Source organism: Streptomyces sp. NPDC021080 (genome assembly GCF_044333225.1).
GTDB lineage: Bacteria > Actinomycetota > Actinomycetes > Streptomycetales > Streptomycetaceae > Streptomyces.
Map to the genome: position 1 here is coordinate 842,159 of NZ_JBIRQM010000001.1, position 21,756 is coordinate 863,914.

Annotated in this window: 21 protein-coding genes; 14 read left to right on the plus strand and 7 right to left on the minus strand. The window is 70.9% G+C overall.

Annotated elements, in window-relative coordinates:
- The first annotated feature begins 708 nt into the window (after nt 1-708).
- Nucleotides 709-2,295, plus strand: coding sequence for a peptidoglycan-binding protein (locus ACH4S8_RS03725; protein WP_398390544.1), 1,587 nt, complete (start codon nt 709-711; stop codon nt 2,293-2,295).
- A 416-nt stretch (nt 2,296-2,711) separates the two neighbouring features.
- Complete coding sequence (locus tag ACH4S8_RS03730) at nt 2,712-4,631, plus strand: glycoside hydrolase family 5 protein (RefSeq protein ID WP_398390546.1); 1,920 nt, start codon at nt 2,712-2,714, stop codon at nt 4,629-4,631.
- Between the two features lie 228 nt (nt 4,632-4,859).
- Here the strand turns inward: ACH4S8_RS03730 and ACH4S8_RS03735 are convergent, their stop codons facing one another.
- Nucleotides 4,860-5,495, minus strand: coding sequence for a MerR family transcriptional regulator (locus ACH4S8_RS03735; protein ID WP_398390548.1), 636 nt, complete (start codon nt 5,493-5,495; stop codon nt 4,860-4,862).
- 79 nt (nt 5,496-5,574) lie between these two features.
- On the opposite strand from ACH4S8_RS03735, the gene ACH4S8_RS03740 reads away from it, so the two are divergent.
- The gene (locus ACH4S8_RS03740) at nt 5,575-6,069 is read left to right on the plus strand and encodes a DUF4188 domain-containing protein (protein ID WP_398390550.1); all 495 of its coding nucleotides are present in this window, start codon (nt 5,575-5,577) and stop codon (nt 6,067-6,069) included.
- A gap of 211 nt (nt 6,070-6,280) precedes the next feature.
- Here the strand turns inward: ACH4S8_RS03740 and ACH4S8_RS03745 are convergent, their stop codons facing one another.
- The 5 genes from ACH4S8_RS03745 to ACH4S8_RS03765 all read right to left on the minus strand — a co-directional run bounded on the left by ACH4S8_RS03745 (nt 6,281) and on the right by ACH4S8_RS03765 (nt 10,891).
- Nucleotides 6,281-7,027, minus strand: coding sequence for a hypothetical protein (locus tag ACH4S8_RS03745; RefSeq protein WP_398390552.1), 747 nt, complete (start codon nt 7,025-7,027; stop codon nt 6,281-6,283).
- Between the two features lie 260 nt (nt 7,028-7,287).
- On the minus strand, nt 7,288-7,887 hold the full coding sequence (locus ACH4S8_RS03750) for a 1,4-alpha-glucan branching protein (RefSeq protein WP_398390553.1): 600 nt from the start codon (nt 7,885-7,887) through the stop codon (nt 7,288-7,290).
- Between the two features lie 67 nt (nt 7,888-7,954).
- Complete coding sequence (locus ACH4S8_RS03755) at nt 7,955-8,629, minus strand: alpha/beta fold hydrolase (protein ID WP_398390554.1); 675 nt, start codon at nt 8,627-8,629, stop codon at nt 7,955-7,957.
- A 17-nt stretch (nt 8,630-8,646) separates the two neighbouring features.
- Nucleotides 8,647-9,228, minus strand: coding sequence for a hypothetical protein (locus ACH4S8_RS03760; protein WP_398390556.1), 582 nt, complete (start codon nt 9,226-9,228; stop codon nt 8,647-8,649).
- A gap of 85 nt (nt 9,229-9,313) precedes the next feature.
- Nucleotides 9,314-10,891 (minus strand): FUSC family protein, encoded by a 1,578-nt coding sequence (locus tag ACH4S8_RS03765; RefSeq protein ID WP_398390558.1) that lies wholly within the window; start codon nt 10,889-10,891, stop codon nt 9,314-9,316.
- A gap of 156 nt (nt 10,892-11,047) precedes the next feature.
- On the opposite strand from ACH4S8_RS03765, the gene ACH4S8_RS03770 reads away from it, so the two are divergent.
- Complete coding sequence (locus tag ACH4S8_RS03770) at nt 11,048-11,548, plus strand: MarR family winged helix-turn-helix transcriptional regulator (protein ID WP_398390560.1); 501 nt, start codon at nt 11,048-11,050, stop codon at nt 11,546-11,548.
- Between the two features lie 11 nt (nt 11,549-11,559).
- Complete coding sequence (locus tag ACH4S8_RS03775; RefSeq protein ID WP_398390562.1) at nt 11,560-12,876, plus strand: alpha-amylase family glycosyl hydrolase; 1,317 nt, start codon at nt 11,560-11,562, stop codon at nt 12,874-12,876.
- A gap of 197 nt (nt 12,877-13,073) precedes the next feature.
- Here ACH4S8_RS03775 and ACH4S8_RS03780 read toward each other — a convergent pair whose 3' ends face one another.
- On the minus strand, nt 13,074-13,727 hold the full coding sequence (locus ACH4S8_RS03780) for a helix-turn-helix domain-containing protein (protein WP_398390564.1): 654 nt from the start codon (nt 13,725-13,727) through the stop codon (nt 13,074-13,076).
- A 403-nt stretch (nt 13,728-14,130) separates the two neighbouring features.
- Here ACH4S8_RS03780 and ACH4S8_RS03785 point away from each other — a divergent pair, with 403 nt between their 5' ends.
- The 9 genes from ACH4S8_RS03785 (at nt 14,131) to ACH4S8_RS03825 (ending at nt 21,745) form a co-directional block, all read left to right on the plus strand.
- The gene (locus tag ACH4S8_RS03785; RefSeq protein WP_398390566.1) at nt 14,131-14,403 is read left to right on the plus strand and encodes a phosphopantetheine-binding protein; all 273 of its coding nucleotides are present in this window, start codon (nt 14,131-14,133) and stop codon (nt 14,401-14,403) included.
- A complete protein-coding gene (locus tag ACH4S8_RS03790; protein WP_398390568.1) occupies nt 14,396-15,163 on the plus strand; it encodes an SDR family NAD(P)-dependent oxidoreductase in 768 nt (255 codons plus the stop codon). The genes ACH4S8_RS03785 and ACH4S8_RS03790 overlap by 8 nt, the downstream gene beginning before the upstream one ends.
- Nucleotides 15,164-15,188: 25 nt before the next feature.
- Nucleotides 15,189-15,662, plus strand: coding sequence for a hypothetical protein (locus tag ACH4S8_RS03795; RefSeq protein ID WP_398390570.1), 474 nt, complete (start codon nt 15,189-15,191; stop codon nt 15,660-15,662).
- Nucleotides 15,662-16,468, plus strand: coding sequence for an SDR family NAD(P)-dependent oxidoreductase (locus tag ACH4S8_RS03800; RefSeq protein ID WP_398390572.1), 807 nt, complete (start codon nt 15,662-15,664; stop codon nt 16,466-16,468). The genes ACH4S8_RS03795 and ACH4S8_RS03800 overlap by 1 nt, the downstream gene beginning before the upstream one ends.
- Entirely contained in the window at nt 16,458-17,750 is a 1,293-nt protein-coding gene (locus ACH4S8_RS03805; RefSeq protein ID WP_398390574.1) for a beta-ketoacyl synthase N-terminal-like domain-containing protein, read from the plus strand. Before ACH4S8_RS03800 ends, ACH4S8_RS03805 begins: the two co-directional genes overlap by 11 nt.
- A complete protein-coding gene (locus ACH4S8_RS03810) occupies nt 17,747-19,060 on the plus strand; it encodes a beta-ketoacyl-[acyl-carrier-protein] synthase family protein (RefSeq protein ID WP_398390576.1) in 1,314 nt (437 codons plus the stop codon). Before ACH4S8_RS03805 ends, ACH4S8_RS03810 begins: the two co-directional genes overlap by 4 nt.
- Complete coding sequence (locus tag ACH4S8_RS03815) at nt 19,057-19,782, plus strand: alpha/beta hydrolase (protein WP_398390578.1); 726 nt, start codon at nt 19,057-19,059, stop codon at nt 19,780-19,782. Before ACH4S8_RS03810 ends, ACH4S8_RS03815 begins: the two co-directional genes overlap by 4 nt.
- A 114-nt stretch (nt 19,783-19,896) precedes the next feature.
- Entirely contained in the window at nt 19,897-20,898 is a 1,002-nt protein-coding gene (locus ACH4S8_RS03820) for an ACP S-malonyltransferase (protein ID WP_398390579.1), read from the plus strand.
- A gap of 616 nt (nt 20,899-21,514) precedes the next feature.
- Entirely contained in the window at nt 21,515-21,745 is a 231-nt protein-coding gene (locus ACH4S8_RS03825) for a DUF397 domain-containing protein (RefSeq protein WP_398390581.1), read from the plus strand.
- The last annotated feature ends 11 nt before the right edge of the window (nt 21,746-21,756 follow it).

Below are 21,756 nucleotides of genomic sequence, written 5' to 3' on the forward strand. Positions count from 1 at the left end.
GGTCCCGGCCACTACGCGCCGACCGGCCCTGCGGACATCGCCGTGGTGGCAGCCCTCCCCTGACCGAGGTCGGCCACCGGGGCGGGGTCGTACGCCCCCGTCGGCGACGAGACGTTCACCGTCACCGAGCAGGCGTGCGCAACGACGAAGCCTTCCAGCGGCCCGGACCCATCTGCGCCGACCGTCGACCACGCCCTCGACCGGGCGATTTTCGCCTTTCGCCTGGCTCGCGAAAAATGATGCCGGAAACGGTTCAACGAGACAGACCGCCGAAAAGAACCACATATTTGAAAGGCTGTCGCTCGTGCGTTTTTTCCAGCCACCGATCTCGATCGGATCAGGCCAGTTGTGTGGCCGGATATTGTGCACAGCGGCTTGAACTGTCACCGTCGTGCGCGGAATGACAGCCCCCCGATCATGACTTTCGACGACCTCAACTCCGTTGCTCTGTAAGGCCGTTGGTCCTCAATCGGGCCGACGGGGCCAAAATGCCAATTTCTCCTCCCTTTACCGGCTGAAGGCCTGATGTGAGCGTCTGTCGGGCGGGCGACACCTTCCATAAACGACACATCACGGCAGTGTGCGGTCTCGGGTCGGACGATCTCCGACGGCCATCCGCACATCCAGCGAAGGAGACGTTTCGCAGTCATGAGAACGATTTCATTTCGTGTGCGCACAGACAATTCGCCCGCCCGGCGCCGAGGCGTCATGAGCGCGAGACCGGGCTGGAGAGTCAGAACCGGGGTGTTCGCCGCCACGACGGCGCTCCTTGCGGCGGGCACCCTGATCGGTGCCGCTCCGGCGTCGGCGGCGCCCACGGCCGTCAAGCTGACCTCCTCGTCCTGTCCCGGTGTGATCCAGCAGGGCCAGGTGAGCGGCTGCGTCACGGAGTTGCAGAACCTGCTCAACGCCCATGGCGCCGGTCTGGCGGTGGACGGCATCTTCGGGGCGAACACGCTCTACGCGGTCCGCGAGTACCAGTCCTCCGTCGCGATCGCCGTGGACGGACAGGTGGGCCCCCAGACCAAGGCCAAGCTGTACGCGACCGGCGGCTCGGCCCCGGCGCCGATCAATCTCACGTCCTCGTCGTGTCCGGCGAGCATCGTCCAGGGCGACAAGGGGGGCTGCGTCACCGAACTGCAGCGACTGCTGCGCCATTTCGGCTACGCGATCGACGTGGACGGCGATTTCGGTCCGGCGACGAACAGCGCCGTCCGCAGCTTCCAGTCGGCGAACGGCCTTTCGGTCGACGGGCAGGTGGGCCCGAACACCAAGCGTGAGCTCTACGACACCGACGAGTCGCCGTCCACCGCGCTGGACCTGCGGTCCGCGTCCTGCCCGTCGAACATCGTGGAGGGGCAGAGCGGCGGGTGTGTCGCGACGCTGCAGGCCCTGCTCAACGGCAAGGGGCAACACCTCGGCGTGGACGGTGAGTTCGGGCCCCTGACCCTGGCCGCGGTGAGGTCGTTCCAGTCCTCGGCGGGCCTGTCCGTCGACGGGGAAGTGGGTCCGAACACCAAGTCCGCCCTGTACGCGAACATCAGCACGGGGGGCGGCAGCGGCGCACCGGCGCCGATCAACCTCAACTCCACCGCGTGCCCGGGCAATATCGTCAAGGGCCAGAAGAGCGGCTGTGTCACCGAGTTGCAGAGCCTGCTGAACCACCACGGTGCCGATCTCGCCGTCGACGGCGACTTCGGGCCGATGACGGACAGCGCGGTGCGGGACTTCCAGGCCGAGAAGGGCCTGTCGGTCGACGGTCAGGTCGGTCCGAACACCAAGGCCGCCCTGTACGGCGCGGTCACCCCGCCGACCTCGACCCCGCCCGGCGGCGGGTACGGCAACATCCTCACAGTGGCCGCGGCCGAGGTCGGCACGGTCGAGGGCAGTGCCCGGGCGAACAGCTACGGATCGGCCGTGGGCCTGTCGCTGTCCACCAGCAGCTACGCCTGGTGCGCGACCTTCGTGAGCTGGGTGGCCAAGCAGACCGGGGCCAGCTCCTACCGCAACACCTATGTCTCGGGCTGGGTCAAGCAGGCGCGAGCCGGCAACTACCACCTGTCGGTGACGACCAACCCGCAGCCGGGCGACATCGTGGCCTTCGACTGGAACGGCGGCAACGACTTCACCGGCGGGCATGAACACATAGGCATCGTGCGGACGGTGAGCGGCGGCTCCAGCTTCACCACCGTCGAAGGCAACACCGGCAATCCCAACGGCGGATCCGACGGCGTCTACGTCAAGACCCGCAGCACCAGCAGCGGATACGACGTGCTCTTCATCCGAGTCCGCTGACCAGGCGACCAGGCGACCAGGCGACCAGGTGACAGGGTGACCAGGCGACAGGGTGGCCGGCCGTGTCGGAGCCCGGGGGAGTGCCCCTTGTGCCGAGCACCACGCCTGACCGGAACCATCGCTCGGGGTCGGCCTTCCCGCTACTCTCAGGTCCGTACCTGTGGCCGGCGGGAAGGCTGAAGCGCCCGTGGCGAAGCCGCCGTTCCGGTCGGAGCGCCAGGCCCACCCGGTTCGGAGCACGACAGCGTGACCCGTCCGGGGCGGTGGCATCCGGGCCTTCGTGGATCGGAGGCCGCCGCCCCGGACGCGAGCCCGACTCGTTCCGTCACGCCGAACACGGCGGTCGGCACCGCTCCTCGGGTGCCGCCGGGCACAGACACTCACGTCCGCGTACCGACACCCCTCACAGAGGTCCGATGCCTACCCTCAGATTTGGCAAGTACCTGACACTAGCGGCAGCAGCCCTCCTGTTGCTGGCCACGGCCCCCGGGGCGGTCGCCGCCACCCCGAGGGCCGCGGACAACGCTCAGGAAGTCCCCGCCGCCGCAGCGACCGGGACATGGCAACCGCCGCTGTCCACCCGCGGGCGGTACATCGTGGACGCCGACGGCGACCGCTTCCGGCTGAAGTCGGCCAACTGGGACGGTGCGCAAGGCTCCTGGACGGGCAGCGGCAGCATCGACGACCCGGCCAACCACCACGCCGGACAGGACTCCTACGGCATCCCCCTCGGCCTGGACCGCGCGACGCTGCCCCAACTGCTCGACGACTTCCACCGGCTGGGCATCAACAGCATCCGGCTGCCCTTCTCCAACGCGATGATCCATTCGACGACACCGGTGCCGGACGTCGCCGTCACGGCCAACCCGGGGCTGCGCGGCAAGACCCCCCTCCAGGTCTACGACGCCGTGGTCTCGGCCCTCACCGGGAGCGGGTTCGCCGTCATCCTCAACAACCACACCAACACCTCGCGTTGGTGCTGCGGCGTCGACGGCAACGAGCGCTGGAACAGCAGTCAGTCCACCCAGCAGTGGGCGGACGACTGGGTCTTCATGGCCCGCCGCTACGCCGGTGATCCGCGGGTGGTGGGCGCCGACCTCTACAACGAGGTACGTCGCGACATACTGGACGACCCCAACTGGGGCCTGGGTGACGCCCACGACTGGTACGCAGCTGCCCAGCTGGCGGCGGACCGCATCCTCTCCGAGGCCAACCCCAACCTCCTCATCGTCATCGAGGGGATCAACTGGACCGGACTGCCGGTCGACGGTCTGCCGCACGGCCGTCCCACCCTGACCCCGGCGAGGAACCTCTCGCACACCCTCGTCGCCGCTCACAAGCTCGTGTACTCGGCCCACTTCTACGGATACACCGGCCCCAACCACAGCGGGGCGACCGGAATCGGAGAGACCCACGACGCCCGGTACCAGGACCTCACCCGTGACCAGCTCTACCAAGTCCTGAACGACGAGGCGTTCTTCGTCTCCTCGGAAGCGAACCAGCACTTCACCGCCCCCGTGTGGATCAGTGAGTTCGGCATCGGAGCCGGTGAGACGGGAGCGGCCGCCCGGACCTGGTTCGGCAACATCACCGACTACTTCGCCGACCACGACGTCGACTTCGCCTACTGGCCGCTCGTCGGCTGGGAAGGCCACGACGACTGGTCCCTGCTGCGCTACGACACGTCGGGCAACCGGTACGGAATCCTCGGCCAGTCCGACTGGCGCGGCACCGCGTGGAACCGGCTCATGACCGCCGACAGTCGCACCGGGCCCGTCGCCGAGGTCCCCAGCTGGCGCATGCTCGCCACCGACCACGGCGACTACGTGCAGTCGCTGCGGGTGCGCGCGGGTGGCGACTGGAACTCCGGTGCGTCCAAGGCCGTTTGTCCCGACGGCGAGCGGCTGGTCGGACTCGGCCACAGCGGCGTTCGAGCGCTGTGCACCGACGTCTCCACCGGAGACCTTCGCTCCTCGGCCACCACCCAGACGGTCGTCACCGACGAGCGCTATGTTCCCGCGGGCGGAGACTGGGCCTCCGGGTACACCAAGTTGCAGTGCCCCGCGGGGAACTTCCTCATCGGTTACAGCCGGCGGGGTGGCCGGACGTCGGCGGCCCTGTGCGTTCCGGCCGCCGCCTCGCTGGCGGGCGCCGGGAGAACCGTCTGGTTCGACCGGTCCGACAACCGGCCCGCCGGTGCGGCGGGAGGCGACTTCGCGAACGGTGACTACAAGGGGCAGTGCGCCGATGACGAGTACGCCGCCGGCATCGCCTTCACGACCCGCATCGGTGCCAGTCAGGGCCCGGCCGCGCTGCTCTGCCGCAAACTGAACTGATCACGACGTGCCGGACCCCTCGGGACCCAGCGGACCGAGCCCCGCATCGGGGGCGGCTGGGTCCCGTCGGTGTTTCCGGTCGCGTTCACGAGGCACCCCGGATGAGCCGGCTCGCCGAGCGGGCCGTTTCCTCCGACGGTTCCCGAGACGGGCGGCCGGGCGGTCATCGCAAGTGGGCAAGTGGGCAAGTGGGCAAGTGAGCGGGCGTGTGTCCGGGGCCGTGGTGCCTCAGAACCGCCGGGCCGACTCCTCCGCGTGGGCCATGCGCCGCAGGCTCAGCAGTACCGGTTCGTACAGCACCGTCAGCGCGACGGCCGCCTCGATCTGCTCGGTCGGAGTCGGCTGCTCCTCGACCAGGTCCAGGTCGGTGACCGCCAGTTGCGCCGCCAGCCGCCCGTACGGCAGCAACTGCTCGGTGTCGCAGGGATAGCCGAGCCGGACCAGCGCGGCGACCGAGTCGATGAGCCGCCGGTGGGCGGGATTGAGCAGGTTCACGCCGGGGTCGCAGGACCAGCCCAGTCGCTCCAGCAGCGCCTCCACCGAACGGCAGGCGGTCGCCACCGCCGGATCGTCCTCGTCGGGCTTCTCGGCAGTGGGCAGCATCCGGGTCGCCGCGCCCAGCCGCAGATGGTGGTCGAGCGACTCGTCCTCGGCCGCGGCGATCACCTCGCGCGCGTCGGCCACCGAGACTCCGCCGATCTGGATCAGCGCCCGCACCAGGCGCAGCCGCCGCAGGTGGTCCTCCCCGTACTCGGCCTGGGTGGCGGAGATCCGGCGGCCCGGCTGGAGCAGTCCTTCGCGCAGGTAGTACTTGATCGTCGCGGTCGACACACCGCTGCGCTCGCTCAACTCCGCCAACCGCATCCTGTTGCACCTTTCATCGGACAGTGACACTATCCAAACATGGATTGTGCCACTATCCAACACGGGAGCGGGGAGTCTCATGGGTAATGCACCGACATCCGGGCAGCGGGTCACGGCCGCGGCCGAGGGCGACGTGGTCGTCTTCCTCATCGGCATGCGGATCAACCGCTGGCGGGCCGTCCGCCACTGGCTGCCGACCCTGACCGCGATGCCGCGCATGCTGAAGGAACTCGCGCGGGACAGTGACAGCGGGCTGCTGGACCACCGGCTGCTGAGCGGCGGTCCGCGCGTGTTCACCGTCGCGCAGTACTGGGAGTCGCGCGAGAAGCTGCTCGCCTACGCCTCCGACCAGACCCAGGAGCACCGCCCCGCGTGGGCGGCGTTCAACCGACGGCTGCGGAACAGCAAGGGCGCCGTGGGGATCTGGCACGAGACGTACATCGTTCCGGCCGGTTCGTACGAGTCGATCTACGTCGACATGCCGCCGAGCGGTCTGGGCGCGGCGTGGGGAGTCGAGCCGGTGGAGCGACGCGGGGAGCGAGCGGCGCAGCGGCTGGCGAGCAAGGACTCGTAGTGTCCCGGGACGCCGGGGGCTGCTCGGGCGGCCGAGGACGGCGGGGGGAGTAGAAGGGCACCGAGGGACGGCAAGGGCCAATGCGACCGGGCGTCACATGGCGGGCCGCGGAACGGGATCCGGCCGGTGCGTCGAACCGTGCGCCCCGGCCCGCCTTCCGGCCGGAATCCCGACCAGCGCGCCGAACCGACGCGCCCCGGCCGGGTTCCGGTCAGGGCGTTGAACCGATGTGCCCGCGTCCGTCCCGACCCGCATGGGTCCAGATCCGCAACGGGCCGATCGGCTCGAAGCCGTGACGCATGGCGGCGGCGAGGTCGTCGCCGTGTTCGTAGCCGACCACGGGCAGGGAGGGAAACAGCGAGTGGACCGCGTTCAGCACGTCCGGCCAGGCCGTGTCCGGGCCGCCGTCACGCGCGAACACGTTGGAGATTCCGACCACGTGGTCGCCGCGGCTCGCCACCGCTCCGGCGGTCACCCGGCCGTCGGCGGAGCGCCCGGCGAGCACGAAGGTGGCCGGGTCGCCGAGCAGTTCGGGGCGGAACAGGTCCGCGTGCCCGTCCCCGTCGTCCCAGGCCAGCGCCCAGTCGCGCAACGTGTCCGGGTCACCTGCCACGGTCCAGGCGAGCGTCGGGGGACCTGCGGGCCCCTTCGGCGGGCGGTGGATCCACCGCGCGTCGAAGAGAACCCGGAAGCCTGCCTCCGTCAGGTCGAGGTCGGCGAAGCTGTCCTTGACGGAGGCGCCGGGTGCGGCGGTGTCGATCCGCGTCGGCAGCGCGGCCGGGTCGGCGCCGGGCACCAGTGTCACCGCGTCCGGGTAGTACAGCGGGGTACGGGACGGGGCGGCCCACGCCTGCTCCCCGAACTCGCCCTCCACGCCGTGTGATCGGCTCATCGCCGCGCACCACTCGGCGTTGTTGCGGGCGGCGGCCCGGACCATGGACGGGTTCGACGTCTTCATGAGTGCGGATCATGGCATGTCCGGCCGGGGACACCCGAGTTGTCCCGCCGGGAGACACCTGACTCCTCCGGCGGACGACGCCCGCAAGGCGGTCGCTCAGGAGGGAGGGGGGTGAGGGCCCGAGACCGGGCAGGGATTCGGGCCCTCACGTCGCGCATCCGTCGGGGGCGTTTGCGCGCTGACCACTTCAACGAGCTTCGCGCCGGAGGGATACGTTTCGCCGTTCGGCCGGGAAGCCGCACCCCCAGAGGACCGTACGACTACCGCGACCGTACGACCTCGTGCCGCGGCGCGACGGTCGCGAACACTCCGCGTGCCGGCGTTCCGTCGGGCCAGGTCCACCCGGCGACGAGGCACCCGGACGATCGCTGCGCGGCGTCCTGCGGCCGCAGGACACGGGCGAGTCCGACGTCGAGTCCGGCGCCGGGGCCGGTTCCGTGCACGGTGACGGTCGGGTCGGGGGTGTCGCTCTCGGACTGGTGCTGGGGCGTCGCCTCACCGCGCAGGAGCGCGTGCAGCTGCGCCGTCACCACCGGGTCGTGGACGCCGTCGTAGATCCACCGGGTACCCAGCACCCCGTGTTCGGAGGTCCCGATCAGCGCCTCGTCGCCGACGCCTTCCAGCGGCGTCCCCCGGTAGCCCATCGGTACCAGGTACGCCACCGGCTCGGCCGCGCCGGTGTCCACCACGACCATGAACTCGATCCCGACCTCGCCCTCCGGATCGTCCAGCCGGAAGCCGCCCGCCTTGACCAGCTCCGGTCCCTGCGCGCCGCCCGCGTACCAACTCTGCTTCGGCAGCCAGCGGGTGAGCAGTTCGAGCTTGGTGGGCGTCATCGTGGTGCGGTGGACCGAGGCCATGCGAGCAGCTCCTTGCGCGTGAGTCCGGCACCCGCCTCCTGGCGGGAGGTGATCGAACCTACAGGCCTCACGGCAACCGTTCGACCAGCCGGTCCACGAGCGAGGACGGGTGCGACAGCGCGGCCAGGTGCCCACCGGGAACGGTCTCGGCGTCGATCCCGAGGCGGTCGCGGGCGACCCGGCGCTGGAAGTCCACGGGGAAGAACCGGTCCCCGGTCGCGGCCAGCACCCGCGTGGGGGTGTCGGGCCAACGCTCGATGTCACAGGGCTGGTTGAAGGCGATGTCGGCCTCCGGCCGCTGATGGGCGGCCCCGGCGGCGGCGACCTCGGCCGGGACGTCGTGCAGGAAGTAGGTGTCCAGGTCGAACGCGGTGCCGTAGCCGCCCGCTTCGGCGGCGGCGAGCCGGGCCGGCTCCGACCCGGTGTCGCCCCACCACTGTCCGGGCGTCTCGCCCGGCAGCGGCACCATCGCGTTGACGAGCACCAGCAGCCCGACCGGAACGCGGGCACAGACCATCGGCGCCGTGAAACCGCCCATCGACTGAGCGACCAGCACCGTGTCGGCGCGGTCGCCGATCGCCGCGACGACGGCGTCGGTGTACTCGGGCAGCCCCGAGGACTCGTCGGCGCCGGGCAGATCGACCGCGACCGCCTCGTGCCCCCTCGCCCGCAGCTCGGACACCACACGATGCCAGTACCAGGCCGCACCCCCGGCCCCGGGAACCAAGACAAACACGCTCACCCTCGCCTCCGTCCGTTTCACCCTGACGACGCAGACCGCCGGGAGCGACGAAAGTCATCGGCGGCGGTGACCACCCGGCAGTCCGCCCCGTCGATGTTCCAGCCGGACGGCAGGGTCTCGTCGCAGAACACGCAGACGAAGTAGTCCTCGCGTACGACATTGACCTGTCGGCACGACACACAGCGCCGGAACACCACCTGGTGGGTGAACCCGTCGGGGTGGTCGAGCCCGACGCGGTCCAGCGCGTGCGCGACGGCCGGCCACGAGTCGGTGTCCGGGCAGTAGCCGGTCGACTGATTGCTGACCTCGTCGACCGTCCACCGCCCGCCCTCTTCGCGGAAGCTCACTTCCCCGGCACTCAGCACCGTGTCTCCGCCCGCGCACACCACGTGCTCGCTGCGGCGCGGCGCCAGGCGCAGGACACCCTCGGTGTCCACCACGAAGGTGAAGGGCTCGGCCCGCTCCTCGGCACCGCGGGCCGACACCCACCGGGTGAGGTCCGCCGCCGAACGGATGCGCGCGCCCTCTCCGTCCGGCCGGACGAGTCCCTTGAGGTCACTGGGCCCGACATAGCGGTAACCCGGTCGCGGCATGCTCATGCGGGTCACCGTAGACCGCTTTCACGGTGCCGGCCGTCCGGTACGGAGCCGGTTGCCGCCCGGTTCCGGCCCTTGCGCCGGTCCGTCAGCCGGCCGCGGCTGCCGCCGCGTCGGGTGCGTATACCGGCGGTGGACCGAACAACGTGCTGAGCACGTCGAGTTGGCTGTCGATCGCGTCGAGGGCGGCGAGGGCGGCCGGGGCGAACCGGCCGGCCGGGACGACGGCCCCGGGTGCCCGGAACCGCTCCTGCGAGGCCGCTTCCGCGGGGGCGGGCGGGGCCGGGCGCCGGCCGATCGCCCGGCGTACGCCGAGCGCGTGCGCCGCGACCCGGGCGCGCCCCCGCGCCACCGCAGGGTCGGCGGTCAGCGCGTCCGGCGCGGACCCGGCGGCGTCCGCCAGGTCGTCCACGGGCTCGGCACAGCGGCGCAGGGCCGCCACGGTACGGAGCGTGAGGTCGTCCGGCTGCCACAGGGCGGAAAGGGACCGGGGGACGGGCACCGCGGCCAGGACCCGCATCGGAGCCGTCACGATCGCCAACTGCTCGACCCGGTAGGCGAACCGGTCCTGGGCCACACGGACGGCCGGGCCGTCGAGCCAGTCGGCCTCCATCAACTCGCCCAGACCCGACAGCGCCGCCGCCGTACGGGCTCGTACCACCGCCTCGGTCCGGACGGGAAGGACGAGCCAGGAAGCCGCCACGCCGAGGACCGCGCCCACCGCGATCCCGGCCAGCCGGGTGTGCAGCAGGTCTCCCGGGCTCTGCCCGAACCAGTCGTAGAGCAGCGAGAGCACGGCGGTGACGCAGCCCGCCCAGTACGCGTAACTGAGTTCACGCAGCCATGTGGCCACGGCGAGCACGACGAAGATGACGACGACCGCGGCGTCCGACCGTGGCCCGAACTGTCCGGAGACGGCGGTCGCCACCACCGTGCCGGCCGCGGCGCCGAGCGTGCGCCAAGCTCCCTTGACCAGTACGTCGCCGCGGCTGCGCGCACCGCTGCACACCAGGAACGCCGTGAGGACCACCCACGCCCAGTGGTCCGGCCACAGATTCCGGCCGATCACGAACGCCGCGGTCAGGGCCGCCGCCATCTGCAGGGCCATCCGGGTGCTCGCGGTCGGCCGGCGCCGCGGGGCGGGGGGCGCGGTGGTCACCTTCGCGGAGGGCGGCCGTGGTACGAGACCGGTGTGCTGGGCCGTCCACGTCACCACGGTTCCCCAGACGACCGCCGCCAGCGCCGTCACCGCCGCCCAGGCGGTGTGTTCGTGCCCGCTGACCGGCACCGCCCCGGCCGGCACCACCAGGACCGCTATCAGGGGCAGGACGACGAGCGTGCCCGCTCGCGTGGCGCGGGCACCGAACCGGCGCACCCAGATCGCCCCCGCGACCCCGACGACGAACGCCGCGTCACCCGCGTCGGGATGCTGCTGGATCAAGGTGCTCAGCTCCGTGCCCGCCGCGGCCGCGCAGGGCAGTACGACGCAGGCCAGCAGCCGGTCGGTCCGGTCGAAGAGGCGTTGCACGCGGCCGAGCGCCGAGGCGATCACCACCGCCTGCACCACGCTGTCGACGTGCAGCCCCGCCTCGTGCTCGACGAGCAGCGCCAGACCGTACGTGCCGAGCACCGTGGCCATGCCCACGGCCGTCGTCCGCAGGAACATCCCTCGCGGATCGAAGTGCAGCGCACGACGTGTCGACCTCAGAAAACTACGCAACACGTAGAATCACCGCCAAGGCAACCCCTGGAACAAGCCATCCATAAGCCATGTCAAGACCCACCCTCCGGCGAGTATCGTAAGTGATACCTTAGCAATGTGATGGGAGAGCGAACAGAACACGAGGGCGAGGACGTGGAACGATCCGGGGCCGAGCGGCGGGACTCCGCCGAGATCCGCCAGGGCGTCATCCGGCTCGCCCGCAGGCTGAGCGCGGAGCGCCCCGCCGACGGGCTCAGCCTCAACAAGAGCAGCGTCCTCGGCCATCTGCGCCGCAACGGCCCGATGTCGGCCGGTGCGCTGGCCGCCGCCGATCATCAGCAGCCCCAGTCCCTCACGCGGGTCTTCGCCGACCTCGAACAGGAGGGCCTGATCAGCAGGACACGGGACACGCAGGACGGGCGGCAGCGCGTGGTGCAGCTGACCGAGGCCGGCCGGGCGGCCCTCGCCCGTGACATGGCGCAGCGCGACGCATGGCTCGACATCGCCCTCGTCGATCTCACCGAGACGGAGCGTCAGGTCCTCGTGCTCGCCGCCCGCCTGATGAACCGCCTCGCCGACTCCCCGACCGGCGTGCCCGGCACCACGACCCGACCCCACTGACGGAGGCTCCCGTGTCCTGGCCCGACCACGCCATCTGGTGGCACGTCCATCCCTTGAGTTTCCTCGGCGCGGAACCGGACGCCCTGCCCGCCGGCGCACCCGTGCGGCACCGGCTGCCCGTCCTCGTGGACTGGCTGGACCATCTGGTCGGGCTCGGCTGCAACGGCCTCGCCCTCGGGCCAGTTTTCGCCGCCGAGACCCACGGCTACGACACGACCGACCACTTCCGTGTCGATCCCCGCCTGGGCACCGAGGCCGACCTGGTCGAACTGGTCGACCGGGCCGCGTCGCGCGGGGTCCGCGTCCTGCTCGACGGCGTGTTCAACCACGTTGGCAGGTCCTTCGCGCCCTTCGCCGACGTGGCACGGCGCGGCGCCGCCTCCCCGTACGCGGACTGGTTCGTCCCCGAGGGCGACGACTTCCGGACCTTCGAGGGGCATCGTCATCTCGTCGCGCTCAACCACGCGTCCCCGGCGGTCGCCGACCATGTCGCCGACGTCCTCGGCCACTGGCTCGACCGGGGCGTCGCCGGCTGGCGGCTCGACGCGGCCTACGCGGTTCCCCGGCCCTTCTGGCGGACCGTCACGGACCGGGCCAGGGCGCGTCACCCCGGCGTGTGGTTCAGCGGTGAGGTGATCCACGGCGACTACGCGGCCTACGTCGTCGAGGGCGGACTGGACACCGTGACGCAGTACGAGTTGTGGAAGGCGGTCTGGAGCTCGCTCAACGACCGCAATCCGCACGAACTGGCCTGGGCGCTCAAGCGCCACAACGCCATGCTCGACACCTTCGCGCCGCAGACGTTCGTCGGCAACCACGACGTCACCCGTGTCGCCAGCCGACTGGAGGATCCCCGGCACCTGGCGCACGCTCTCGCCGTGCTGTTCACGGTCGGGGGGACACCGTCCGTCTACGCCGGCGACGAGCGGGCCCGGAAGGGCGTCAAGGAGGACCGGGTGGGCGGGGACGATGCCATCCGTCCCGCGTTCCCCCTCTCTCCTTCGGATCTCGGTGCCGAAGGACTGGCTGTTCAGCGGCTGCACCAGACCCTGGTGGGCGTGCGTCGCCGCCACCCCTGGCTCGTCCGTGCCCAGACCCGGATCCACACGCTCGGCCATTCCGTCCTCAGCTACTCCCTGGTCGCGCCCGACGCCGGTTCCACCCTCGCGGTCGCTCTCAACTTCGGCCCCTCTCCCGCCACCGCGGACATTCCGGCCGCTGCGTGGACCCCTGTCGCGGGTGACGCCTCCGTCGATTCCGTCACGGGGTCCGTCGCGCTTCCTCCGGCGAGCTGGTTCATTGCCACGACATCGGGAATCCATAACTGATTCCGGACCGGCATGCGTTGATTTTCCGGCGTCGACCGCGGCGAGGACGCCACGGTCGACGCCGGCCACGATGTCGGGGTGAACGCAAACTGCCTATGTACCAGAACTGTCCTGTCGGAAAACCCCTCCACTGTGTTAGCGGCGCTTCGGTTTCACATGGTTGAAATCTTCTCGGAACTCGATTCGAGGATCGTCAATCAGGCGGCATCGGCGCTGAATGCGCGAGCCCAGGCATTACGCCAGAGGGTAATCCGGCGCCCATGTTGTCCGCATGCCTGGACATAGGCGACGAGCAGTTCCTCCGACGGCATGCGAAAACCGGCCAGAATGTCGGCGACCGTACTGCGCGGCAAGGGGCCGGCCCCGAGATCACGGGCCTTCTTCTCCATTGCGCGCAAGGAAGGCTGGCCGGCGGCGAGCCGGGCCTGGTGCATCGCTTCGAGGAGGTGTGCCGGGTGGTACACGAGTTCCAGCTTGCGTCCGGCGCGTGGCGCGGACGCGACCTCGCGGCCGTCGGGGGTGTGGCCGGACTGCCGCGCCGCCTGCTCCCAGCGCAGCCGGGCCTCGCGCCGCGTGGCGCCACAGACCTGCGCATACGCCTCCACGACATGGCGCCGGGGCAGGAACGTGCCGCGGTCGGCCCGGGACAGCGTGACGGCGGAACAGGCGGGATCCGCGATGCGCAGTTCCTCGGTCCGCTCCGCCATCTGCCGGTAGGTGAGTCCGGATCGCTGGCGCAGCGAGCGTAGCCATTGAGCCAGTTCGTAGCACTGCGCGGATTGCGGGATCGATGTTCGGCTCCGCCCCACCATTTCCCCCTGGATGTCGAGACTGCCGGATGTCTGGCACATCCGATGGTATGTCGATCGACGACGCGCGCTGATTCGGTCGATGCCGGGACCCGAGCATTGCGTACCGCTAGGAGGGCCCGTTTTGGTCTTTACTTGGGCTCACATAGATCGACGCTATGGATGGCTCGGACGGAGAGTCAAGACGGCTTTACCCTACTTTACTCTGCATGGGAATCCCTTTTCTTTCGGTGGGTGTTTGGTTCATTTTGTCCGAGAAGTGGAGTGATGAGATCCGTGCTTCCACATGGGGTTTTGGCCGTCCGTCTCCCAAGCGGCCCAGTGAGTGTCCCGAATCGCGTTGCATAACGGCCTTGCTGGCTCATTCGCCGCTCTGCTGACATGGATTTGCCCGGCCGGACATGCCGACCGGTCCTGCTCCTGTCGAATCTGCGGAGGAACGCAAATGACCACCGTGTCCAACACAGCGCTGGTTGAAATCATCGAGCTGCTCAAGGAGGTCAAGCCGGGCATAGCCGACCAGGCCATCGAGCCCGCACACTCCGTCGTCGAGGACCTGGGCCTCGACTCGCTGGACCTGCTGCAGCTCGCCCGTCGCATCAACCGGCACTTCGGCGTCGAGTTCGACCTCGACCAGTGGAACGCCGAAGCCGACGAGCACCACCGCAGCATCGCCTCGATCGTGGCCGTCGTGGCCGCCGCAGGCAGTCGTGCCTGAGCCGGCCGCGACCGGCCGCGTCGCTCTCGTCACGGGTGGTTCACGGGGGATCGGCGCCGCCGTCTCGTACCGGCTCGCCGCCGACGGACTCACCGTGCACCTGGTCTGTCGCAGCGCGGTGGACGCCGGACGCGGTGTGGTGAAGGAGATCGAGGCCGCCGGAGGCCGCGCGGTCCTGCACCAGGCGGACATCGGCGACGAGGCCGAGGTCGAGAGCCTGGTCGAGCGGGTGACCGCACAGGAGGGCGCCCTGCACGTCCTGGTCAACAACGCGGCGGTGATCGACGACCAGCTCCTCGCGGTGACCCGGACCGACCGCTGGGAGAACGTGCTGCGGACCAATCTCACCGGCCCCTTCCTCACCAGCAGGGCGGTCCTGCCGGCGATGCTGGACCAGGGCTGGGGCCGCATCATCAACATCTCCTCCAACTCGGCGCGTACCCCGGGACCGGGACAGAGCGCCTACGCGGCGTCCAAGGGCGGTCTGGAAGCCCTCACCCGCGCCCTGGCCGTGGAGGTCGGACGCAAGGGCATCCGGGTCAACTGCGTGGCGCCCGGCAAGGTCCGCACCGAGATGACCGCGGCCGTCGCCGACCAGCTCGGCTCGGACGGTGACGGCACCCGCTGGGGGCTGCCCGAGGACATCAGCGGACTCATCGCCTTCCTCGCCCGCGACGAGGCGGACTACATCCAGGGCCAGACGTTCACGGTGGACGGCGGCCGCATGATCATGCGCAGCCCGGGCCGGCGATCCCGGTGAGCCGGCGACGAACGGAGGAACAGCCGTGGGGGCCGTGAAGTACTGGGAGGACCTGGCCTACGCACCGGTGCGCCGGTTCGGACCCGTGGTGTTCAGCGGCGCGCTGCTCGACCAACTCCTCGATCTGATGGGGGAGAAGCACCCGGTGCACGACAGCGACGACTTCGCCCGGGGCACGGACCGCCGGCGGCGCATCGTGCCGGGGGGCTTCATCCACTCCATCACCTCGGGGTGGGTGGTCCAGCACGGCTCCCCGGCCGCCATCGTCGGTATGCGCCGCCTGAGCTGGGACTTCGTCAGGCCGCTGTACCCCGACACCCCGTTCTGGTTCACCACCGCCACCGACCGGGCCGAGGAGATCGACGACCGGATCGGCCTGATCGAGACCACACGCCGGGTGTTCGACGAGAACGACCGGACGTACGCCATCGGACGCATGAGCGTCGTACTGCTGCGGCACGCCGCGCAGCGGACCACAGCGGCAGGAAGGGTTCAGTGATGGACAGTCAGTACCGGCCTCTCAAGGGGCGAGTGGCTCTGGTGACCGGCGGCTCGCGCGGCATCGGTGCGGGCATCACCCGCAAACTCGCGGCCTGGGGAGCGACCTTGGCCATCAACTACGTCGACCGGGAGGGCCCGGCCAAGGAACTCGCCGCAGAACTCGGCGAGCAGGGTACGGAAGTGACCCTGCACCGCGCCGACCTCAGCGAGCCCGCGGAGATCGAGAACCTGATCACCGAGATCGGCGAGATCCACCAGGACCTCCACATCCTCGTCCAGAACGCCGCCGCCACCAAGTTCGCCAGACTCGCCGAAGCCTCCCTCGGCGACTGGCAGTTCGTGCAGGACACCAACTCCCGGGCCACCTGGCTGCTCGCCAAGCACGCGCTCCCGCTGATGCGTGAGCGCGAGGGAGCCCGGTTCATCACCATCACCAACTCCACGACCACGCGCATCATCCCGCGTGCCGGTCTCTTCGCGGCGGCCAAGGCGGGACTCGAGGCACTGACCGACTACCTCTCCTACGAGCTGGCGCCCTACGGCATCGTCGCCAACTGCGTACGTCCCGGACTCGTGCAGACCGGGGTCTTCAAGGTCCGTCCCGACTTCGCCCACGGCGTCACCAAGGAACTGTCCGTCTCCCCGTGGCCGGGCGACCGCATGACGACGCCGGAGAACAGCGCCGACGTCGTCGCCCTGCTCTGCCTGGAAGAGGCGTCCTGGATCGCAGGCCAGACCATCACGGTGGACGGTGGATACCGGCTGTGGGGCGGCATCAGCGGCGGAGGCCGGCGTGCCGAGTGAACGCGCCGGACGGCAGGACCGTCCCGACATCGTGGTCACCGGCACCGGTGTGATCTCCCCGGCCGGTATCGGCGCGGCCCGACTGTGGGAGGCCATGGCGGCGGGCAAGACGTTCTTCGACACCGGCGGCCACGACGGGCCCGCCCCGGCGCTGCCGTGGCCGTCGGCCTCCGTCGACACCACGGAGATCGGCTGGCCGGCCGGCCGTGACTGGGCCAACGCCGGCAAGTACGCCAACCAGTCGGCCCGCTGGGCCGTCGCCGTCGCCGGCCAGGCGCTGGACCAGGCCGGGATCACCGGTGACACGGAGGACGTCCGCGGCGGCACCGTGATGGCCGTGGGCAGCAGCAGCGACGAACTGAGCGACGTCATCCCGCAACTCGCCTCCCGCTTCCGGGGCGACCCGAGGCCCCTCGCGAAGTTCCTCCACGACGAGGTTCCCGACTACTCCTACATCCGCGGAATCCCCTCCCAGCTCGGCCAGTTCGTCTCCATGGCCAGCGGATTCAGGGGCTCCAACGTCGCGGCCTACGGCGAGGCCGCGGCGGGCGGCATGGGCGCACTCGCCCTGGCCGTAAGGCTGCTGGAGAGCGGCGAACTCGACCGGGTGCTCGTCGTGGGCGTCGCGGCCCCGCTCACGATCACCGCGATGGCCGCCTTCGACCAGGACGAGCCCCTCGGCACCCGCGCCACGGCGGGCGCCGGACCCTTCGACGCCGAGAGGTCCGGGACCCTGCTCGGCCAGGGCGCCGCCGCCGTCCTCCTGGAGCGTGCCGACACCGCCCGCGGCACGGCGCGCGCCCGGCTCGCCGGCTGCGAGGTGCTGGTCGCCGCCGACGTCACGGCCTCCGCGGAACTCGTCGTCAACGCCGTACTCGCCGACGCGGACACCACACCCACCGCCTGGTGGGCACACGGGGCGGGGTCGGCCCGCCTCGACCGGGCGGAGACCAGGGCCGTGCTGCCGCGCGTGGGCAGCCTGCCCGTCACCGGCTCGAAGGGCACCATCGGCAACGCCTTCGAATGCTCGGCCCTCATCGACACCGCCCTGGTCGTGGAGAGCCTCGGACGCGGCGAACTTCCCCCCGCGGGCCTGCTGCGAAGGCCCGACCCCGGACTCGGCGGTCTCGATCCGGTCATGGGGGAGACCCGCCCGCTGGGGCCGGCGCCCACCGCGCTGGTCACGGCGTTCAACCAGGGACAGCACTCGACGGCGGCGGGAGCCCTCGTCATCACGACGGCGCACGAGGACGCGACCGACGACGGGGAGGCACGCACATGAGCGACGACATCGTCATCACCGGCATGGGGGTGATCACCCCCATCGGCGGCGACGTCGAGACGTTCTGGTCCGCCAACCTCGCAGGCCGCTCCGGAATCGTCCTGGAAGAACGGATGGACACCACCGGACTGCCCTGCGGCTGGACCGCCGGACTGATCCCGGAGGACGTCAAGGCGAAGGTCGCCGCCGACTACGGCGCACCCGACAGGTCCTGGGGCGACTCCCTCATGCTCGCCTCGGTGGACCAGGCGCTCGGCGACGCCCGCCTCGGCGAACTGCCCGCACAGGACGGGCCGGCCGCCCTGGTCTACGCCCGCGTGTGGCCGGGCCCCACCGGCTCGTTCCCGCAGGACTACGTCACCCACATGGAAGACCTCGCCGAACGCTACGACAGGATCGGCAACGAACCCTCGGCCGTCCTCGAACATCTGCGGGGCAAGCATCTCCCGCCCGAGACACGGGACTTGTCCAGCTATCCGAGCGAGATCGCCGACCGCCTCGGGACGGCCGTCATCCCCGTACGACTGGAGGCCACCTGCTCCGGAGGCCTGCGCGCCATCGCGGAAGCCGCCCGGCTGCTGCGCTCGGGACGCGCTCAGTACGCGGTGGTCTCGGCGTCCGTCTCCCGCAACACGCCGTACGTCCTCTCGCAGTACGGCCAGCTCATGGCGCTCTCGCGCTGGAAGGGCGACCCCGCCCTCGCCTCCATGCCCTTCGACAAGCGCCGCACGGGCATGGTCATCAACGAGTCGGCGGGCGCGCTCGTCCTGGAGACCGCCGAGCACGCCGCCCGGCGCGGGATGACACAGTCGTACGCCGTCATCGGCGGCTGGGGGCTCGCGGTGGACACCCGCCACATGACGGCTCCCAGCGTGGACATGATCGAACGGGTCATGCGGACCGCCCTCGAACAGGCCGACGCGCACCCGGACGACGTCGACACCGTCAACGCACACGGCACCTCCACCCGCCTCAACGACGTCACCGAAGCCCGCGCACTGCACCGGCTCTTCGGCGAACGGACGGCGGACCTCGACGTCAGCGCCGTGAAGTCGCTGACCGGGCACGGCTCCGCGGCCTCCGGCGTGGTGGAGACGGCGGTGGCGGCCCTCACGATGTGCCGGGGGGTCATCCCGCCCGTCACCACCACCACCGAACCCGACCCCGCCTGCGCCGTGCGTACCTCCCTCACCCCGGTCCGGCGACCGGTCGGCACCGTTCTGAAGAACTCCTTCGGCTTCGGAGGCCAGTACGCCTCGATGCTCTTCCGCCGTCCGGCCACGCCACGGCCGGCACCCGAGCCGGTATGAGCACGATGGACGACCGGCTGCAGTACGAGACGGCCCATCCCACCCGACCGCACCGCGGCACCGTCATATGGCTGCACGGCATCGGCCAGGCACCGGGCGACCTCATGGCCGTGACCCAGCGGTTCCGGCTCGCCGAGGCGGGCGTGCGCGGGGTGTTCCCGCGCGCACCCGTCTCGGCACCCAGCCTGCTGAGCGGTCTGGCGGTGCCGTGCTGGTTCCCGCAGAACCTCCTCGCGATCGACCGGATCGACGTCGAGGGCCTGCTGGCGGCGCACCGGCCGCTCTCGGGACTGCTGGAGGCGGAGGCCGACCGGATCGGCGCCGGACGGATCGTGCTGGCGGGCTTCTCCCAGGGTGCCACCGTCGCCCTGACCATGGCCCTCACCTACGCCCGACGGCTGGCGGGCGTGGCACTCTACGCGCCCTTCATGCCTCCCGACCTGCCCGCACTGCTCCCGGCCGGCAGGCCGTCGCCGGCCGCCGACGGCCTGCCGGTGTGGATCGGCCACGGGGCACGGGACTGGGTCGTCCCCGAACGCAGCGGTGCCGGGCTCAGGGACCTGCTCACCAGCTGGGGACACCCGGTGACCTGGCAGCGCTACCCCGGCGGACACGAGCCGTTCGCCGGAGTACGGGCGTCCCTGCCCGCCTTCCTGAACGACGTCCTGGACGTCGACGTGCCGCAGGTCCCCGGGGCAGGACCGGCAGCACGCACCCGTTGACCGGGGCTCCCGGCCCGCGCCCCGCCCCCGGACGTCCGGAACCGCTGTCCCGCTCGCGGTTCCGGACGTCCGGGCACCCGCACCGGGAAGGGAACAGGAAAGGTGTCCGCACCGATGTCACAGCAGTCATCCCCGAGGACGGCCCACCGTCCTCGGACCGTGCCGTTCGAGGTCGGCCTGCTCTTCCCCGGTCAGGGAGCCCAGCGCCCCGGCATGGGTGAGCCCTGGCGCGACACCCCGCACTGGAAAGTCGTCACAGCCCTCTCCGAGATCGCCGGACGGGACCTCGGCCGGCTGTTGCTGGAGGCCGACGCCGAGCGACTGACCCGCACCGACACCGCGCAACTGGCCACCTTCACCCTGGAGATGGTGGTGCTCGACGCACTGCGCACGGCAGCGGTCGACCTGCGGCCCGCGGTGTGCGCCGGGCACAGCCTCGGCGAGTACGCCGCCCTGACCGCGGCCGGGGTGCTCGACCCGGAGGACGGCGTCCGGCTGGTGGGCGAACGCGGGGCGGCCATGGAAGAGGCCAATCGGCTCACGCCCGGCACCATGGCGGTACTCGTCGGAACCGACATCGTGCCCCGAACGCAAAGACGTGCCGCCCGGATGCGCTCCGGGCGCCGGGCCCAGGTGTGGGTCGCCAACATCAACGGCGCCGACCAGGTCGTCATCTCCGGCACCGTCGAAGCCGTGGCGGCGCTGGCCGACGAGGCCGTGCTCGACGGCGCGCGGGCCGTCCGTATCCCGGTCGGCGGCGCGTTCCACACCCCCTTGATGGCCCCGGCCGCCCAGCGTCTGTCCGAAGCCGTCGACCGGGCCCCGCTCCGTCCCGGGCGCTGCCCGGTGATCGCGAACGTCGACGCCCGCGCCCACCTCCACGATCACGAGCTGTGGCGGACGTTGATGCTCCGTCAGCTCGTCATGCCCGTACGCTGGGCCGGCTCGATGCGCACCCTCGAGGCCATGGCCCGGGGACGTCTGCGCCTCCTCGAGGTCGGACCCGGCTCCACGCTGGCCAACCTCGCCCGCAGAACCCTGCCCGGACAGATCCCGGTCCGCTCCGTCGGCACTCCGGCACAGGTCGAAGCCCTCGCCGCCGAGTGGTGGCGGTGACCGGGGCGGCCGAGCGGCCCGCGCGCGGTGACCGAGGCGGTTCGGGCGGCCTGTGCGCGGAGCCCGAGGTCGGCGGCGTACGGAGGCCCGAGGTCCGCGACGACTCCGTTCCGCCGGTAAGGTCCTTGGCCGCGCGCGGAGTTGGGGTCGGTGCGAGGACCAGGAAGCCTGTCCGCCAGAGGGAAGGTCATGGCAGACTGCTCCGCGTCCAGGGGGTCGATGAGGCGTGAGACGTGAGCGCACCGCGGTCTGTTCCGGCCGTTCGCCGGTCGGTGCCGACCCGACGGCTGCGTCGGTCATGGTGGACGGCAAGCCGAACCTCCGCGTCTTACAGATGAGTTGCTCATGTGTCGCGCCGCCGTGTCCGACAGTCCTCGGATCGCTCACCCTCTTCCCCCTTCCGCCGCCGGACCTTCCGGACACCGTCGGCGTGACCGGCCTCGACGGCACCGGTACGGCGAAGTCTGCGAGGAAGTCGCCCCGTGCTGGGCGGAGTTGTGCCCCGTCGCGACGACCTCCGTCCGTGCGCCGGGGCCTTCGGCCGGACGAGTGCCCGAGCCATGCCCACACGACGTACCAGGGAATCCCTGGCGGACGTCCGCAAGGAGACACAACGATGAACCACGCCGTGAACGCCGCCGAAGAGCTCGGAACCCAGGGGTGGAGCAGGCCCTGGAACGCCGGCGGTGACGGCGGCTGCGTCGAGATCAAGCAACTCGGCGGCGGCGTGGTGGCGGTCAGGCAGTCGACGGACCCGGACGGCCCCGCTCTCATCTGTGCCTCGTCGGTCATCGCCGAGTTCGTTGGCGGCGCCAAGGAAGGACGGGCGGACTTCCTCATCGCCTGACACCTGTCCTG

What these genes read in the sequence shown, in the direction of transcription:
- ACH4S8_RS03725 (WP_398390544.1), top strand. Translation starts at nt 709, where the DNA reads ATGAGCGCGAGACCGGGCTGGAGAGTCAGAACCGGGGTGTTCGCCGCC.
- ACH4S8_RS03730 (WP_398390546.1), top strand. Translation starts at nt 2,712, where the DNA reads ATGCCTACCCTCAGATTTGGCAAGTACCTGACACTAGCGGCAGCAGCC.
- ACH4S8_RS03735 (WP_398390548.1), bottom strand. Translation starts at nt 5,495, where the DNA reads ATGCGGTTGGCGGAGTTGAGCGAGCGCAGCGGTGTGTCGACCGCGACG.
- ACH4S8_RS03740 (WP_398390550.1), top strand. Translation starts at nt 5,575, where the DNA reads ATGGGTAATGCACCGACATCCGGGCAGCGGGTCACGGCCGCGGCCGAG.
- ACH4S8_RS03745 (WP_398390552.1), bottom strand. Translation starts at nt 7,027, where the DNA reads ATGAAGACGTCGAACCCGTCCATGGTCCGGGCCGCCGCCCGCAACAAC.
- ACH4S8_RS03750 (WP_398390553.1), bottom strand. Translation starts at nt 7,887, where the DNA reads ATGGCCTCGGTCCACCGCACCACGATGACGCCCACCAAGCTCGAACTG.
- ACH4S8_RS03760 (WP_398390556.1), bottom strand. Translation starts at nt 9,228, where the DNA reads ATGAGCATGCCGCGACCGGGTTACCGCTATGTCGGGCCCAGTGACCTC.
- ACH4S8_RS03765 (WP_398390558.1), bottom strand. Translation starts at nt 10,891, where the DNA reads ATGTTCCTGCGGACGACGGCCGTGGGCATGGCCACGGTGCTCGGCACG.
- ACH4S8_RS03770 (WP_398390560.1), top strand. Translation starts at nt 11,048, where the DNA reads ATGGGAGAGCGAACAGAACACGAGGGCGAGGACGTGGAACGATCCGGG.
- ACH4S8_RS03780 (WP_398390564.1), bottom strand. Translation starts at nt 13,727, where the DNA reads ATGTGCCAGACATCCGGCAGTCTCGACATCCAGGGGGAAATGGTGGGG.
- ACH4S8_RS03785 (WP_398390566.1), top strand. Translation starts at nt 14,131, where the DNA reads ATGACCACCGTGTCCAACACAGCGCTGGTTGAAATCATCGAGCTGCTC.
- ACH4S8_RS03800 (WP_398390572.1), top strand. Translation starts at nt 15,662, where the DNA reads ATGGACAGTCAGTACCGGCCTCTCAAGGGGCGAGTGGCTCTGGTGACC.
- ACH4S8_RS03810 (WP_398390576.1), top strand. Translation starts at nt 17,747, where the DNA reads ATGAGCGACGACATCGTCATCACCGGCATGGGGGTGATCACCCCCATC.
- ACH4S8_RS03815 (WP_398390578.1), top strand. Translation starts at nt 19,057, where the DNA reads ATGAGCACGATGGACGACCGGCTGCAGTACGAGACGGCCCATCCCACC.
- ACH4S8_RS03820 (WP_398390579.1), top strand. Translation starts at nt 19,897, where the DNA reads ATGTCACAGCAGTCATCCCCGAGGACGGCCCACCGTCCTCGGACCGTG.
- ACH4S8_RS03825 (WP_398390581.1), top strand. Translation starts at nt 21,515, where the DNA reads ATGAACCACGCCGTGAACGCCGCCGAAGAGCTCGGAACCCAGGGGTGG.